Below are 17,247 nucleotides of genomic sequence, written 5' to 3'. Positions count from 1 at the left end.
GATGTCCCTCACCAGCCACGCCCCTACCGGAACCCTCGACGTCCGCTGCCGGCCGGGCAGCCCGGCCGTCCTGGTCACCCCGGCGTTCGGCGATCTCGACGACGCGCTCGCATGGCTCACCGGGCAGCGCGCGGCGATCCGCGCCGAACTGCTCCGGCACGGCAGCCTGATGATCCGCGGCCTGCCGGTACGGGACACCGCCGGTTTCGCCGCGGCCCGTGACATCCTGATGCCGCAGCGCACCGGCTACCGGGAGAAGGCGACCCCGCGCACCGACTTCGGCGCCGGTGTCTTCTCCTCCACCGACCTGCCGGCCGCCCAGCCGATCCGGCTGCACAACGAGAACAGCTACACCTTGGAGTTCCCGGGCACGCTGCTGTTCGGCTGCCTCACCGCGCCGGAGGAGGGTGGCGCGACCACCGTCGGCGACATGCGGGCGGTGCTGCGGCTGCTGCCCGACGGCCTGCGGGACCGGTTCGCCGCACACGGATGGCTGCTGGTCCGTACCTACTCCGAGCTGGCCGGCCTGCCCTGGCAGACCACCTTCGGCACCGACGACCCGGCCGTGGCGCAGCAGTACTGCTCCGCCAACGTGATCGGCTACCGGTGGCTGACCGGCGGGGCGCTGCGCACCGAACAGCGCCGCCCGGCCGTCGTCACCCACCCGCTCACCGGCGAGCAGTCCTGGTTCAACCACTTCGCCTTCTGGAACCGATGGGCCCTCGACGCCGACGTGCGCGACGTCCTGATCGAGACGTACGGCGAGGACGGCCTGCCGTTCGACACCTACGTCGGCGACGGTTCCTCGCTGACCCGGAGCGAGGTGGAGACCGTGATGGCGGCGTACGAGCAGGTCACCGTGCGGGAGACCTGGCAGGAGGGCGACCTGATGCTGGTCGACAACATCCTCAACGCGCACGGCCGGGAGTCGTTCACCGGCGCCCGCAAGATCGTCGTGGCGATGGGCGACCCGGTGGTGCTGGCCGACTGCGCGCCGCAGCCCGCGCCGTCCCGCGGCCCGTGCTCCACCTCGTGCCCGGTCCCGGGCCGCGAGCCGCGGACCGGTTCGCTGCCGGCGGGGAAGTGAGAACGGCGATGACCAGCACTGTACTCACCCTCGACCTGCTCGACCGGCTCGCCGAGGCGCCCGCCGACCGAGTCGCGGTGATCGATGGCGACACCCAATTCACCTTCGCCGAGCTGCGGGACCGGGCGGGCCGGGTCGCCGCCGGTCTCGCCGGCCGGGGCATCGGCCCGGAGAGCGTGGTCGGTCTCTGCCTGCCCCGGGGCGCCGACCTGGTCGTCACCCTGCTCGGCACGCTGGCCGCCGGTGCGGCCTACCTGCCGGTCGACCCGCGGCTGCCCGCCGACCGGCGCCGTCTCCTGGTCGAGGACGCCCGTGCCGACCTGCTGATCACCGAGCCCGGCACCGAGCCGGCCGGCCTCGGCGTGGCCCAGGTGTCGCCGGCGGATCTGGCCGCGACCGTACCGGGCCGGGCTGCCGCGTTCGCGCCGGTGCCGGTGCGTCCCGACAACCTGGCGTACGTCATCTACACCTCCGGATCCACCGGACGGCCCAAGGGTGTGGAGATCAGCCGGGGTGCTGCCGCGCTGCTGCTCGCCGAGCTGGAGGAGACCGGCATCGCCGGGCCCGGGCCCGGCACGGTCGGCTGGAACGCGTCACCCTCCTTCGACGCCTCCGTCCAGCAGTGGGTCCGGATCTGCCGGGGCGACACCCTGGTGCTGCTGGACGAGGCCACCCGCGCCGATCCGGTGCTGTTCGCCGCGGCGGTCCGCGACCGGGCACTGACCGACCTGGACATCACCCCGTCGCACGCCGAGCCGCTGCTCGAGCACCTGGCCACCGACCGGGATCGCCCGCTGACCCTGCTCGTCGGCGGGGAACCGATCAGCCCGGCGCTCTGGGACCGGCTCGGGGAACTGGCCGGCACCGGCGTGCTGCGCCCGGTCAACGTGTACGGCCCGACCGAGTGCACCGTGGACGCCACCGCCGGCTGGATCACCGCCGGGACCACTCCGCACATCGGCACCGCTCTGCCCGGCCTGGCGGTCCGGCTGCTCGACGACGCCCTGCGCCCCGTCGCCGACGGTGCGGTCGGTGAGCTCTACCTGGCCGGGCCGCGGGTCGGTCGCGGCTATCGGGGCCGGCCCGGTCTCACCGCGGGACGTTTCGTCGCCGACCCGGAGGCCCGCGACGGGACCCGGATGTACCGCACCGGCGACCGCTGCCGGCGGCGGCCCGACGGCCGGCTGGAGTTCCTCGGCCGGGTCGACGGCCAGGTCAAGGTGCGCGGGCACCGGATCGAACTCGGGGAGGTGGAGGCGGCCCTGCGGGCACATCCGGCGGTGGCCGAGGCGGCGGTCGCGGTCCACCACGACGACCTGGTCGCCTACTACCGGCAGGCCGCGCCGGTCGACCCGGCCGAGTTGCACGACCTGGTGGCCGCGACCCTGCCCGGCTACATGGTGCCGGCCACGTTCGTCGCGGTGTCCCGGTTCCCCCGCACCACCAGCGGCAAGCTGGACCGGGCGGCATTGCCCGCGCCCGCCCCGGCCGCCCCGGTCACCGTGGGTGACGCGCCCACCGGCCGGGTGGAGCAGCTGATCGCGGTGGTCTGGTCCGAGGTCCTGCGCCGGCCGGCGATCGGCGCCGACGACAACTTCTTCAAGCTCGGTGGTCACTCGTTGCTGGCGATCAAGCTGGTCGCCCGGGTGCGCGCGGAGCTGGGCTGCACCCTGCCGGTCAAGACCGTCTACGAGAACCCCCGGCTGCGGGACCTGGCCCGGGCCATCGAGGCCCGACTCGAACCGGCCGGCGCCGCAGAGAAGGAGCTCCGGTGATTCCACTGTCGTACGCGCAACGCCGGCTGTGGTTCCTGGGCCGGCTGCAGGGCCCGTCCCCCACCTACAACGCGCCGATCGTGCTGGACATCGCCGGGGTACCGGACCAGCAGGCGCTGTCCGCCGCGCTCGCCGACGTCGCCCTGCGGCACGAGGTGCTGCGAACCGTGTACCCGGTCGTCGACGGCGCTCCGGTGCAGCGGGTCCTGCCCGGCGCCGGCCCCGGCCCGGTGGTGCGGGCCTGCCCGCCCGCCGAGGTGGACGCCCTGGTGGCCGCGTTCTGCGCCGGCACCTTCGACCTGGCCGTGGAGCCGCCGTTGCGGGCCACGCTGTTCGTGGCGGGGCCGGAACGTTCGGTGCTGGTGCTGCTGCTGCACCACATCGCCACCGACGGCGCCTCGATCGGGCCGATGTTGCGTGACCTGTCCACCGCGTACCGGGCCCGGCTGGCCGGCGGCGCCCCGGACTGGGAGCCGCTGCCGGTGCAGTACGCCGACTACACCCTCTGGCAGCAGGACGTGCTGGGTGGTGAGGACGATCCGGGCAGCGTGGTGGCCGAGCAGCTCACCTGGTGGCGGGAGAACCTGGCCGGTCTGCCCCCGGTGCTGCCGCTGCCCCTGGATCGGCCGCGGGCCGCCGCCACCGGGCGCGGCGCCACCGTCACCGCCCGGCTCGACCGGGACACCCACGTCCGGCTGATGGACCTGTCCCGCAGCCGGCGGGCCAGTCTGTTCATGACCATGCAGGCCGCGCTGGCGGCGACCCTCTGCCGGGCCGGCTCGGGCACCGACGTCGCGATCGGCGCACCGGTGGCCGGCCGGCCCGACGAGGCGCTGCGCGACCTGGTCGGCTTCTTCGTCAACACCGTCGTGCTGCGGACCGACGTGTCCGGCGATCCGTCCTTCGACGCCCTGCTGGACCGGGTCCGCGACGCCGACCTGGCCGCCTACGCCCACGAGGAGGTGCCGTTCGACCTGGTGGTGGAGCGCCTCAACCCGGACCGCTCCCCCGGCTACCACCCGTTCTTCCAGGTGATGTTGACCGTCGGCACGCACACGCCGGACGAGGTGACGCCGCTGGGCGAGCTGACCGCCACCTCGCGGCCGGTGGATCTCGGCGTGGCGAAGTTCGACCTGACCGTGTACTGCGCCGAGACACGTGACTCCGGCGGCGGGCCCGCCGGTGTCCAGGTGGAGTTCCAGTACGCGACCGACCTCTTCGACGAGTCCACGGTGCGGTTGCTGCTCGACACCTACCTGAGGATGCTGCGGGCGGTCGTGGCGGCACCGGGCACCCCGGTCGGCGCACTCGACGTGCTGTCCGATGACGATCGGGACGCCCTGGCCGCCCGTACCGCCCGTGCCGGACTGCCGGCGGCCGCGGACCGGGACGAGCCCGCGGACGGCCCGGCCGACCTGCGGGAGGAGATCCTCTGCGGCCTGTTCGCCTCCGTGCTGCGGGTGGACCGGATCGGCCGCGACGACGGCTTCTTCCGGCGCGGCGGCCATTCGCTGCTCGCCGTCACCCTGATCAACCGGGTCCGTGCGGTGCTCGGGGTGGAGATCGGTCTGCGCGACTTCTTCCTGGAGCCGACGGTCGCCGGGCTGGCCCGCCGGATCGCCACGATGTCCGGTTCCGGTACGCGTGCTCCGCTGCTGCGGGCGCCCCGGCCGGATCCGATGCCGCTGTCGTACGCGCAACGCCGCCTGTGGTTCCTGGAACAGTGGGGCGGCGCCGGCCGGATGTACAACATCCCGCTGGTGCTGCGGCTGCGGCGGCCGCTCGACCCGGCGGTGCTCGGCGCGGCGGCCCGGGACGTGACGGACCGGCACGAGGTGTTGCGGACCGTCTACCGGTCGGCCGGCGGCGACCCGTACCAGGAGGTACTGGACCGGGCCGATCCGGTGGTGACCGTGCTGGATCTCGCGCCGCGGGACCTGACGGCGGCGATCGACACCGCCACCGGGTACGTCTTCGACCTGCGTACCGAGATCCCGTTCCGGGTCTGGCTGCTGCGCCCGGCCGGCGAAGATCCGGTGCTGGTGCTGCTGCTGCACCACATCGCCGGCGACGGCTGGTCCACCGGGCCGCTGCTGCGCGACCTCTCCCAGGCGTACGAGGCCCGCACCGCCGGTCACGCCCCGCAGTGGACGCCACTGCCGGTGCAGTACGCCGACTACACCCTCTGGCAGCAGACCCTGCTGACCGATCAGAACGGGCCGCTGCCCGAGCTGGTGGACTATTGGCGCACCACCCTGGCCGGCGCGCCGGAGGTCCTCGAGCTGCCCACCGACCGGCCCCGCCCCGCGGAGGCCGGCCACCGGGGCGCCGTCGTCCCGTTCACCCTCGACGCCGGCCTGCACACCGCCGTGGCCCGGCTGGCCCGGGACTGCGACGCCACCGTGTTCATGGTGCTGCAGGCGGCGCTGGCCGTGCTGCTGACCCGGTACGGCGCCGGCACCGACATCCCGATCGGCACCGTCGTCGCCGGACGCGGCGACGAGGCGCTCGACGACCTCGTCGGGTTCTTCGTCAACACCCTGGTACTGCGCACCGACGTCGCCGGCGACCCCACGTTCAGCGAACTGCTCGCCCGGGTCCGCGACACCGACCTGTCCGCCTTCGACCATCAGGACCTGCCGTTCGAACGGCTCGTCGAGGAACTCAACCCGGTCCGCTCCACCGCACACCACCCGCTCGTCCAGGTCACCCTGGTGCTGCAGAACACCGAGACCGCCCGGGGCGACACCGGGCCGGGCCCGATCGCCGGGGACGCGGTGCCGTTCGAGACCGGCACCGCGAAGTTCGACCTCACGCTGGCGGTCCGTGAGGAGCTCGCGGACGGGGCACCGGCCGGTCTGCGGTGCGCGCTGGAGTACGCCACCGACCTGTTCGACGCCGCCACCGCCGAGTCGCTGGCCGACCGGTTCGGCCGGGTGCTCCGGGCGGTCGTCGCCGATCCCGGCGCCCGGATCGGCGACGCGGACCTGCGCACCCCGGACGAGCGCCGCCGGGCGACCGGGCACCAGTGCCCGATCCTGCCGGCTGCCGACGCCGGACGTCTGGCCCGTCACCTGGCCGGACACGGGCCCTCAAGGCCGGCCACCGCGGGCTGGCACGTCCTCGACGACCGCCGCCGGCCGGTGCTCGCCGGTGGCCGTGGCGAGCTGTACCTGTGCGCTGCCGGTACCGGCGACGGTGGTCACCGGATGCTGCCGACCGGCGTCGCGGCCGGCTGCTCCGTACGGGGAGAACTGCGGCTCCACCTGCCGGAGCCGGCGGACCCGCCGGCGCCGACCGGGTCCGGGCCGGCTCCGGCCGACCCGCGGGAGTCGCGGTTGAGCGAGCTGTTCTCGGAGGTTCTCGGCGGGCGGCCGGTCGGCCGGGACGACAACTTCTTCAAGATCGGTGGCCATTCCCTGCTGGCGGTACGCCTGGTCAACCGGATCCGGACCGACCTGGCCGCCGAGGTGTCGATCCGGGACGTGTTCCAGGCGCCGACCGTGGCCGACCTCGCCGCCCGGCTGGCCGCGAGCACCGCTCCGGCCCGTCCGGTGCTGCGGCGCCGGGCCGGAGCCGGCGCACGACCCTGAATCACCCCGGCGCGACCGGCAGCATCCTGCCGCGCCGACTGCCGCCGCCCCGGTGGCGCGCTGATTAGCCTGATCTCAGCGCGCCACCGGGGTTTCCCGTTGCGGCGCGAACCTCCCTTCGACGTCCACAGTGGCCGGTTGCCGCCGGCCACCCGACATCGACGTCCGTCCGCGCATCGCAGAGGAGAAGCAATGCCCTCGATCGACTACGCCGGACCGGCCACGGCCGCCGGAGGAGCGGCCCGGCGCGATCAGCCGGAACACCTGCTCCTCGACGGCGGACCGCTGGCCGGGCCGGTCGTCGCCGTGCTCGACGCGATCGCCGAACGGACCGCTGACGACCCCGGGAAGCCCGCGGTGGTCACCGGGGCGGCCCGGCTCAGCTACGCCGAGCTCGACGCGGCGGTCACGTTCCGGGCCGCGGAACTGCGCGCCGCCGGCGCCGGACCGGGCCGGCTGGTGACCGTGTGCCGGCCCCGTGGGGTGGACGCGATCGTCGCCATCCTGGCCGTGCTGCGCACCGGGGCGGCCTACCTGCCCCTGGACCCGGGGGCGCCGGCCGCCCGCAACGAGGCGATCCTCGCCGACGCGAGCACCGGGACACCACCGGACCTGACGGAGGTGACCGCGCGCGGCGAGGTGGTGCTGCCGGGCACGCCGGTGCCCGCCGGTACCGCCTACGTCATCTACACCTCCGGCTCCACCGGAACCCCGAACGGTGTGCTGGTCGGGTTGCCCGCGCTGGCGCACTTCGTGGCCGGCGCCGCCGACCGGTACGGCGTGACCCGCGACGACCGGGTGCTCCAGTTCGCCCCGCTGCACTTCGACGCCAGCGTCGAGGAGATCTTCGTGACCCTGACCGCCGGTGGCACCCTGGTGCTGCGCGGCGACGACATGCTCGACGTGCCCGCCCTGCTGGCCGGCTGCGAGCGGCACCGGATCACCGTGCTGGACCTGCCGACGGCGTACTGGCACGAGCTGGCCTACGCGGTGTCCGAGGCGACGGTCCGGCTGCCGGACAGCCTGCGGACGGTGATCATCGGCGGTGAGGCGGCCCTGCCCGAGCGGGTGGAGCGCTGGCGGCGTACCGCCGGTGACCGGGTCCGGCTGCTCAACACGTACGGGCCGACCGAGGCCACGGTGGTCGCCACGGTGGCCGACCTGACCGGGTACGACGGTGCCGAGATCCCGATCGGGCTGCCCTTGCCGGGTGTCCGGGCAGCGTTGGTCGGCGGAGAGTTGTGGCTGCTCGGCGGTGGGCTCGGCGCCGGATATCTGGACCGCCCGGAGCTGACCGCACGACGGTTCACCACCCTGGACGGTGAGCGCGCCTACCGGACCGGCGACCGGGTCCGGGTCCGCGCCGACGGCCAGCTGGGCTATCTGGGCCGGCTGGACGACGAAGTCAAGATCAACGGGCATCGGATCGACCCGGGCGCGGTGGAGTCGGTGCTGCTCGGCCACCAGGCGGTCCGGGACTGCGCGGTCGTCGCCCAGGACCTCGCCGACGGAACGAAACGACTGGTCGCGTACGTCGTGGGCGACGTGCCGGCGGACGACGTGCGGGCATTCCTGGCACAGCGGTTGCCGGCCGCCGCGGTGCCCGCCGTGGTCCGGCCGGCCGCAACGCTGCCCCGGACCAGCAACGGCAAGGTGGACCGCCGGATGCTGCGCGCCCTGGCGGCCTCGTCGTCCGCTCCGGTGGCCACCCCGGAGCCCGCCGGGCCGCTGCCGGAGCCCGGCGCCGAGCTCGTCCCGCTGTCCTACGCGCAACGCCGGCTGTGGTTCCTGTACCGCATGGAGGGCCCGTCGCCGACCTACAACGTCCCGCTGGCGCTCGCACTGGCCGGCGTACCCGATCCGGCCGCCCTGTCCGCCGCCCTGTCCGACCTGGTCGGCCGGCACGAGGTGCTGCGCACCGTCTACCCGTCGGTCGACGGCGAACCGGTGCAGCACATCCTCGGCGACCTCGGCGACATCCTGTCGGTGCGGGAGTGCCCATCCGGCGAGGTCGACGCCCTGGTGGCCGCGTTCTGCGCCGGCACCTTCGACCTGGCCGTGGAGCCGCCGCTGCGGGCCCGGCTGTTCCGGACCGGGCCGGCGGACGCGGTGCTGGTGCTACTGCTGCACCACATCGCCACCGACGGCTGGTCGCTGACGCCGATGCTGCGCGACCTGGAGACCGCCTACCAGGCCCGGCTGGCCGGCGCCGCGCCCGCAACCGAGCCGCTGCCGGTGCAGTACGCCGACTACACCCTCTGGCAGCGTGACCTGCTCGGTGACGGCGACGACCCGGGCAGCCGGCTGGCCGGGCAGTTGTCCTGGTGGCGGGAGACCCTCGACGGCCTGCCGCCGGTCCTCGACCTGCCGCTGGACCGGCCCCGCCCGGCCGAGTCCGGGCATCGCGGCGCCTCGATCCGGGCCGTCCTCGACGCGAGCGCCCGGCAGAGCCTGGACCGGCTCGGCGAGACCCACCGGGCCAGCGCGTTCATGGTCCTGCACGCCGCGCTCACCGCCACCCTGACCCGGCTCGGCTCGGGCACCGACGTCGCGATCGGCACACCGGTGGCCGGCCGGCCCGACGAGGCGCTGCACGACCTGGTCGGCTTCTTCGTCAACACCGTCGTGCTGCGGACCGACGTCTCCGGCGATCCGTCCTTCGACGCCCTGCTGGACCGGGTCCGCGACGCCGACCTGGCCGCCTACGCCCACGACGAGGTCCCGTTCGACCTGGTGGTGGAACGCCTCAACCCGGCCCGGTCACTCGCCCACCACCCGTTCTTCCAGGTGATGCTCACCGTGGAGACCTCCGTCCCGGCGGAGCCGCGGCTGTTCGGCATGGACGCGCGGATCCTCCCCGGCGGCCTGGACGGCGCCAAGTTCGATCTGAGCTTCTCCTGCGCGGCCCTGGCGGACGGCGGCATGGAGATCTGGCTCCAGTACGACGTCGACCTGTTCGACGCGGACACCGCCGACCTCGTGCTGGCGGCCTACCTGCGGCTGCTGCGGGCGGCCGGCGCCGATCCGGCCGTCCCGATCGGGGCACTGGACGTCCTCACCGACGCCGAGCGGGACGTGCTCGACGCCCGGCGGGCCACCGTCCGTACCCGCACCGCCGCCGCCGGCGTGGTCACCGGATCGGGCGGGCGCGGCCGATCGCCGCGCGCCGACCTGCTCTGCGATCTGTTCGCCGAGGTGCTGAGCCGCCCCGGCGTCGCGCCCACCGATGACTTCTTCGCCCTCGGTGGCCACTCGATGCTCGCGATCCGGCTGGTCAACCGGATCAGGTCGGCGTTCGGGGCGGAGATCGGCCTGCGGGACGTCTTCCGGGCCCCCACGCCCGGCGCGCTGGACCGCCTGATCGGCGCGCGCGGCGGCGCGGCCCGCCCGGCGCTGACCGCCGGGCCGGTCACCGGGCGGCCGCCGCTGTCGTACGCGCAGCGCCGCCTCTGGTTCCTCGGCGAACTCGACGGTCCCAGCACGCTCTACAACCTTCCCCTGGTGTTCCGGCTGGACCGGGAACCCGAACCGGAGGCGCTGGCCGCGGCGCTGGCCGACGTCGCCGAGCGGCACCAGGTGCTGCGGACCGTCTACCGGGCCACCGGCGACGGGCCGGAATCGGTGATCCTCGACGGCGCCCGGCCGGAACTGGTCGTGCGCGACCTGACCGGCAGCGCACTCGCCGACGCCGTGGACGCGGCGGCCGGGTACGTCTTCGACCTGCGTACCGAGATCCCGTTCCGGGCGTGGCTGCTGCGCCCGGCCGGCGAAGAACCGGTGCTGGTGCTGCTGCTGCACCACATCGCCGGCGACGGCTGGTCCACCGGGCCGCTGCTGCGCGACCTCTCCCAGGCGTACGAGGCCCGCACCGCCGGTCACGCCCCGCAATGGACGCCCCTGCCGGTGCAGTACGCCGACTACACCCGCTGGCAGCAGGACGTACTGAGCGGGCAGTTGCCGGAGCTGCTGGAGTACTGGAAATCGGCCCTGGCCGGCGCGCCGGAGGTGCTCGAGCTGCCCACCGACCGGCCCCGCCCGGCGGAGGCCAGCCACCGGGGCGCGGTCGTGCCGATCGGGTTCGACGCGACCCTGCACGCCGCGGTGGCCCGGCTGGCGCGGGAGTCGGGCACGACGGTGTTCATGGTGGTGCAGGCGGCGCTGGCCGTGCTGCTGACCCGGTACGGCGCCGGCACCGACATCCCGATCGGCACCGTCGTCGCCGGACGCGGCGACGAGGCGCTCGACGACCTCGTCGGATTCTTCGTCAACACCCTGGTACTGCGCACCGACGTCGCCGGCGACCCCACGTTCAGCGAACTGCTCGCCCGGGTCCGCGACACCGACCTGTCCGCCTTCGACCACCAGGACCTGCCGTTCGAACGGCTCGTCGAGGAACTCAACCCGGTCCGCTCCACCGCCCACCACCCGCTCGTCCAGGTCCTGCTGAACCTGCAGAGCGCCGGCGGCGACGGCGACGTGCCGCCGTCCGCGCTCACCGGCACGGAGCTGTCGTTCCGGGCCGGGATCGCCAAGTTCGACCTGACCTTCGCGGTCCGCGAACAGTACGGCCCGGACGGCGCCCCGGCCGGGGTCACCGGGGGCCTGGAATACGCCACCGACCTGTTCGACGAGCCGACCGTGGTCCGGCTCCGCGACACGTTCGTCCGGCTGCTGGCCGCGGTCACCGCCGACCCCGGGCTCCCGGTGAGCCGGCACGAGCTGCTCACCGCCGACCAGCGGCACGAACTGCTGGACACCTTCAACCGCACTCCCGGCGGGGCTGCCGACCTGCGGATCACCGAGGTGTTCGACGGGTGGGCCGCCGCCGGGCCGGACCGGATCGCGCTGGTCGGCGGCGACACCACGATGACGTACGCCGCACTCGGCGCGGCCGCCAACCGGATGGCCCGGCACCTGGCCGATCTCGGGGTACGCCGTGGCGACCTGGTCGGCGTGCTGCTGGACCGGGACCTGCCGATGGCGGTGGCGATGCTCGCGGTGCTGCGCGCCGGAGCCGCGTACACCATGCTCGACCCGGAGTTCCCGGACGCCCGGCTGGCCGCGCTGGCCACCGAGGCCGGGCTCGCCGCGCTGATCTCCGACACCGCGGGCGCCGGCCGGCTGGGCGCGGCTGTTCCCGCGCGTACCGTGCTGCTGGACGCGGACGCCGCCACCCTGGACGCCCTCCCCGGCGACCCGCCGGACGTGCCCGGCGACCCGGGCGACCCGGCCTGTGTCATGTTCACCTCCGGCTCCACCGGCCGTCCGAAGGGGTCGCTCGCCTCGCACCGGGCCCTGGTCGGCACCGTCACCGGCCAGGACTTCGCCGACTTCGGACCGGACCAGGTGTGGCTGCAGGCCGCCCCGGTCTCCTGGGACGCGGCCGCGCTGGAGTTCTGGGGCGCCCTGCTGAACGGGGCCACCTGTGTGCTGCAGCCCGGCCAGCGTCCCGAGCCGGACCGGATCGCCGCGCTGGTGGCCCGGCACCAGGTGACCAGCCTGTGGCTGTCGGCCGGCCTGTTCAACCTGATGCTCGACGAGTACCCGGACACCCTGGCCGCCGCCCGGCAGGTGATCACCGGCGGCGAGGCGCCGTCGGTGGAGCACCTGGCCCGGGCCCGGCACCGGCTGCCCGGCGTCCGTCTGGTGCACGGCTACGGCCCGGTCGAGAGCATGATCTTCACCAACTGTCACCGGATCGGCGAGCCGCCCCGGCGCGCCCCGGTCCCGGTCGGCGCGCCGCTGACGAACCGCCGATGCTACGTCCTGGACGAGCGGTTGCGGCCGGTGCCGGTGGGCGTCACCGGCGAGTTGTACGTCGCCGGCACCGGCCTGGCCGACGGCTACCTGCATCGGGCCGGGCTGACCGCGGCCGCCTTCACCGCCGACCCGTTCGCCCCCGGCGGCGCCCGCATGTACCGCACCGGCGATTTGGCCCGGTGGACCCGGGACGGAACCGTCGAGATCATCGGGCGGGCCGACGACCAGGTGAAGATCCGGGGCTTCCGGATCGAGCCCGGCGAGGTCGCGGCGGTGCTGGCCCGCCAGCCCGGGGTCGGCGGGGTGGCGGTGATCGTCCGCGAGGACCGGCCCGGTGACAAGCGGCTGGTGGCCTATCTGACGCCGGCCGGCGACCCGGCCGATCTGGTGGTGTCGCGGATCCGCGGCGCGGCCGCCGACACGTTGCCGGCCCACCTGGTGCCCGCCGCGTTCGTGGTGCTCGACCGGCTGCCGCTGACAGCGAACGGGAAGATCGACCGCACGGCGCTGCCCGCCCCGGCGAGCGCGCCCACCCGGGCCGCCCGCACCCCGGCCGAGCAGCTGCTCGGCGAGTTGTTCGGTGAGCTGCTGGGGGTGGACCGGGTCGGCGCCGACGACAGCTTCTTCGACCGGGGCGGGCACTCGCTGCTCGCCGCCCGGCTGGTCAACCGCATCCGGGCGGTGTTCGGCACCGAGATCGGCATCCGCGACGTCTTCCAGGCGCCCACCCCGGCCGGGCTGGCCCGGCGGCTGCGGGAGACGGCCGGCCGGCCGATCCGGCCGGCGCTGACCGCCGCCGCCCTGGACCCGGAGGCCAGGATTCCGCTGTCCTACGCCCAGCACCGGCTCTGGTTCCTCAACGAACTCGACGGGCCGAGCCCGCTCTACAACATCCCGGTGGCGCTGCGCCTCGACCACGACCTCGATCCGGCGGCGCTGGCCGAGGCCCTGGCCGACGTGGTGCGGCGGCACGAGGCCCTGCGCACCGTCTACCGGGCGACCGACGGGGAGCCGTACCAGGTGGTCGTCGACGGGGCCCGGCCGATCCTGACCGTGCTGGACCCGGACCCCGCCGAACTCGACGCGATCGTCGCCGCGGCCGCCGAGCACGTCTTCGACCTGGCCGACGACGTGGTGCTGCGGGCCTGGCTGCTGCGCCCGGCCGGAGCGGCCCAGGTGCTGGTGCTGGTGGTGCACCACATCGCCGGGGACGGGTCGTCGATGGCACCGCTGCTGCGCGACCTGTCCATCGCCTACCTGGCGCGGGCGGCGGGGCGGGCCCCGGACTGGGCGCCGCTGCCGGTCCGGTACATCGACTACACCATCTGGCAGCGCCGGGTGCTCGGCGACCCGGCCGACCCGGGCAGCCTGGTCAGCCGCCAGCTCGACTTCTGGCGCACCGCGCTGGACGGCGCCCCGCCGGTGCTCGACCTGCCGGCCGATCGGCCCCGGCCGGCCCGGTCCGATCACCGTGGCGACGCGGTGCCGTTCCGCCTGGACGCGGACACCCACGCGGCGTTGCTGCGGGTGGCCCGCGCCACCGGGGCGTCGCTGTTCATGGTGCTCCAGGCGGGTTTCGCGGCCCTGCTCGCCCGGCTCGGCGCCGGGACCGACATCCCGATCGGGACGGTGGTGGCCGGGCGCGACGACGAGGCGCTCGACGATCTGGTCGGGTTCTTCGTCAACACCCTGGTGCTGCGCACCGACGTCGCGGGCGACCCGTCCTTCGCCGAGCTGCTGGCCCGGGTCCGGGACACCGACCTGGCCGCGTACGAACACCAGGACCTGCCGTTCGAACGGCTCGTCGAGGAACTCAACCCGGCCCGGTCCGCCGGGCACCACCCGCTCTTCCAGGTGATGCTGCTGCTGCGGGACACCGCCGGCGCCGACCCGGAGGACTCGCCGCTGGCCGGCACCGGACTCGCGCTCGGCCCCGGCACCGTCAAGTTCGACCTGACCCTGTCGGTGGCGGAACGGCGGGACGCCACCGACGCTCCGGCCGGGCTGGACGGCGAGCTGGAGTACGCCTCGGACCTGTTCGAGGCGGACACCGCGGCGATGCTGGCCGGCCGGCTGGCCCGGCTGCTCACCGCCGCGGCCGCCGGACCGGACCGGCCGATCGGCGACCTGGACCTGCTCGGCGCCGAGGAGCGCCGGTGGCTGCTGACCGGCTACAACGACACCGAGGTCCCGGCCACCCGCGGCGGCGTGCACGTGGCCTTCCGGGAGCAGGCGCAACGGACCCCGGATCGGGTGGCGATCAGCCACGGCGACGTCCGGCTCAGCTACGCCGAGGTGGACCGCCGGGCCAACGCGCTGGCGCACCGGCTGATCGCGGCCGGGGTCCGGCCGCAGTCGACCGTCGGTGTGCTGATGCACCGCGGCGCCGACTTGGTGATCGCCAGCCTCGCGGTCCTCAAGTGCGGTGCGGCCTACGTTCCGGTCGGCACCGCCCTGCCGCCCGCCCGGGTCCGGACGATCATGGAGGACGCCGCGGCGCCGGTGCTGCTGGCCGACGAGAGCGCCGCCACGACCAACCCGGCGGTGCGGGCCGAACACGGGCACGGCACCACGGTCGTACGGTACGCGGTGGGTGACGGCCGCGACGACGACCCGGACCTGCCGCTGGACGACCGTTCCCTGATGTACGTCATGTTCACCTCCGGCTCCACCGGCCGGCCGAAGGGCGTCGGCGTCACCCACCGCAACGTCCGCGAGCTCGTCGCCGACCGATGCTGGGACCCGGCACACCACCGCCGGATGCTGGTGCACTCCCACTACGGCTTCGACTCCTCCACGTACGAGATGTGGGTGCCGCTGCTGCTCGGCGGGGAGCTGGTGATCGCCGAGGGACACGGCGCGGACCTGGCCGAACTGGCCCGCGTCATCACCGAGCACGAGGTGACCGCCGCGTACTTCACCATGGGCCTGTTCCACGTGATGGCCGACGAGGGCTTGGCCGTGCTGGCCCGGCTGCGGGAGGTCTGGACCGGTGGCGACGTCGCCTCGCCGGCCGCGATGCGACGGGTCCTGGAGCACTGCCCGGACACCGTGGTGGTGCACAGCTACGGGCCGACCGAGGTCACGTTCGCCTCGCACTGGCAGCGCTTCGGCACCGATCGCGGCCGCTTCGGCGGGGTGCACCTGGGCCGGCCGCTGGACAACAACCGGACGTACGTGCTCGACGCGGCGCTGCGCCCGGTGCCGCTGGGCGCCGCCGGCGAGCTGTACCTGGCCGGTGAGCAGGTGGCCCGGGGCTATCACGGGCGGCCCGCGCTGACCGCGGAACGGTTCGTCGCCGACCCGTACGGCCCGCCCGGGACCCGGATGTACCGCACCGGCGACCTGGTGGCGTGGACCAGCCGGGGCGAGTTGCGCTTCGTCGGGCGTACCGACGGGCAGGTGAAGATCCGCGGCTTCCGCATCGAGCCGGACGAGGTCGCGGCGGCGATCGCCGCGGACCCGGCCGTCGGTCAGGTCGTGGTGCTGGTGCGCGAGGACCGGCCCGGCGACAAGCGGCTGGTCGCCTACCTGGTCCCGGCCGACAGCGCCCCGGTACGCGACGCGGCGGGCTGGGAGGCGGCGGTGACCGCCACGGCGGCCCGGACCCTGCCCGGCTACATGGTCCCGTCGGCGGTCGTGGTGCTCGACCGGATGCCGGTCACCGTGAACGGCAAGGTCGACCGCCGTGCGCTGCCCGCCCCCCAGCAGGCCGGCCGGGCCGGGCGGGCACCGCGGACCCCGGACGAGCACCGGCTGTGCGAACTGTTCGCCGAGGTCCTCGGGGTGGACCGGGTCGGCCTCGACGACGGGTTCTTCGAACTCGGCGGGCACTCCCTGCTGGCCACCAGGCTGGTCAGTCGCATCCGCGGCACGCTGGGCCGCGACGTCGGTGTCCGCGACCTGTTCGAGCGGCCGACCGTGGCCGGGCTGCTCGGTGAGCAGCGGGGCGCGAACACGCTCGACGTCCTGATCACGTTGCAGCCGTCCGGGAGCCGGCGCCCGCTCTTCTGTGTGCACCCCGGCGCCGGGATGAGCTGGTCGTACGCGGGTCTGGCCCGGCATCTGAGCCCCGACCAGCCGATCTACGGACTGCAGACGCGGGCGCTGACCGTACCCGGGTACCAGGCCGCGAGCGTGCCGGAGCTGGCCGAGGAGTATCTGGCCGAGATCCGGCGGGTGCAGCCGCACGGCCCGTACCGGCTGCTCGGATGGTCCTTCGGCGGGGTGCTCGCGCACGCCATGGCGACCGCGCTGCAACGCGCCGGTGAGCGGGTGGAGCTGCTGGCCATGCTGGACGCCTACCCGGTGTCCGCGCAGGACGCGGCCCGGGAGCCGGAACCGGGCGAGACCATGCGGATGCTGCTCGGCGACGACGACAGCGATCTGCCGGCGGGTTTGCTGGACCGCTACGACCCGGACGCGGCGGCCGAGGTGCTGCGCCGCCGGGACCCGGTGCTGGCCGGTTTCACCCACGACGAGGTGCTCGCCCTGGTCGGTGCCGCGGTCAACCACGCCGCGATCATGGCGGCCTACCGCCCCGGGGTCTTCACCGGCGATCTGCTGTTCTTCGCCGCCGACCGCAGCGTCGCCGGCGGTGTGCTGTCGCCGGAGTCCTGGCGACCGTATCTGAGCGGTGTCCTGGAACGCCACGACATCGACGCCACCCACCTGGGGATGACCGAGCCCAAGCCACTGGCCGACATAGGTGCCCGGCTGGCCGGAAAACTGTCGGAACAACGAATAGGAGAATTGCGATGACCAATCCGTTCGACGACGAGAACGGCACGTTCCTGGTATTGGTGAACGCGGAGGGACAGCACAGCCTGTGGCCCGTCTTCGCCGCCGTACCGGACGGCTGGACCACCGCTACCGGCCCGGCCGGCCGCGCCGAGTGCCTGGCGTTCATCGAGGCGAACTGGACCGACATCCGGCCGAGAAGCCTGGTCGAGCAGTACGTGTGAAGCATTTCCCAGCGACCCTCCCGCACAAGATGCGGGAGGGTCGCTTTCGTTTTCCGATCAGTCTTGCG

General features: G+C 74.4%; 5 protein-coding genes. All 5 read left to right on the top strand.

What is annotated here, in order from left to right; translation table 11 throughout:
- Position 1: 1 nt before the first annotated feature.
- The 5 genes from Actob_RS19480 to Actob_RS19460 all read left to right on the top strand — a co-directional run bounded on the left by Actob_RS19480 (position 2) and on the right by Actob_RS19460 (position 17,179).
- Positions 2-1,087, top strand: coding sequence for a TauD/TfdA family dioxygenase (locus Actob_RS19480; protein ID WP_284921696.1), 1,086 nt, complete (start codon positions 2-4; stop codon positions 1,085-1,087).
- Between the two features lie 8 nt (positions 1,088-1,095).
- A complete protein-coding gene (locus Actob_RS19475; protein WP_284921695.1) occupies positions 1,096-2,862 on the top strand; it encodes a non-ribosomal peptide synthetase in 1,767 nt (588 codons plus the stop codon).
- The gene (locus tag Actob_RS19470; protein WP_284921694.1) at positions 2,859-6,455 is read left to right on the top strand and encodes a condensation domain-containing protein; all 3,597 of its coding nucleotides are present in this window, start codon (positions 2,859-2,861) and stop codon (positions 6,453-6,455) included. Before Actob_RS19475 ends, Actob_RS19470 begins: the two co-directional genes overlap by 4 nt.
- A gap of 192 nt (positions 6,456-6,647) precedes the next feature.
- Positions 6,648-16,976, top strand: coding sequence for a non-ribosomal peptide synthetase (locus Actob_RS19465; protein ID WP_284921693.1), 10,329 nt, complete (start codon positions 6,648-6,650; stop codon positions 16,974-16,976).
- Positions 16,973-17,179 (top strand): MbtH family protein, encoded by a 207-nt coding sequence (locus Actob_RS19460; protein WP_284921692.1) that lies wholly within the window; start codon positions 16,973-16,975, stop codon positions 17,177-17,179. Before Actob_RS19465 ends, Actob_RS19460 begins: the two co-directional genes overlap by 4 nt.
- The last annotated feature ends 68 nt before the right edge of the window (positions 17,180-17,247 follow it).

The sequence above is a fragment of the Actinoplanes oblitus genome (genome assembly GCF_030252345.1).
Classification (GTDB): domain Bacteria; phylum Actinomycetota; class Actinomycetes; order Mycobacteriales; family Micromonosporaceae; genus Actinoplanes; species Actinoplanes oblitus.
Note: the sequence above shows the minus strand (reverse complement) of the source record. Positions and strands in the feature narration are given on the sequence as shown.

Excerpts from the sequence above, each read along its gene's own strand:
- Actob_RS19460 (WP_284921692.1), top strand. The coding sequence starts at position 16,973 with ATGACCAATCCGTTCGACGACGAGAACGGCACGTTCCTGGTATTGGTG.
- Actob_RS19475 (WP_284921695.1), top strand. The coding sequence starts at position 1,096 with ATGACCAGCACTGTACTCACCCTCGACCTGCTCGACCGGCTCGCCGAG.
- Actob_RS19480 (WP_284921696.1), top strand. The coding sequence starts at position 2 with ATGTCCCTCACCAGCCACGCCCCTACCGGAACCCTCGACGTCCGCTGC.
- Actob_RS19465 (WP_284921693.1), top strand. The coding sequence starts at position 6,648 with ATGCCCTCGATCGACTACGCCGGACCGGCCACGGCCGCCGGAGGAGCG.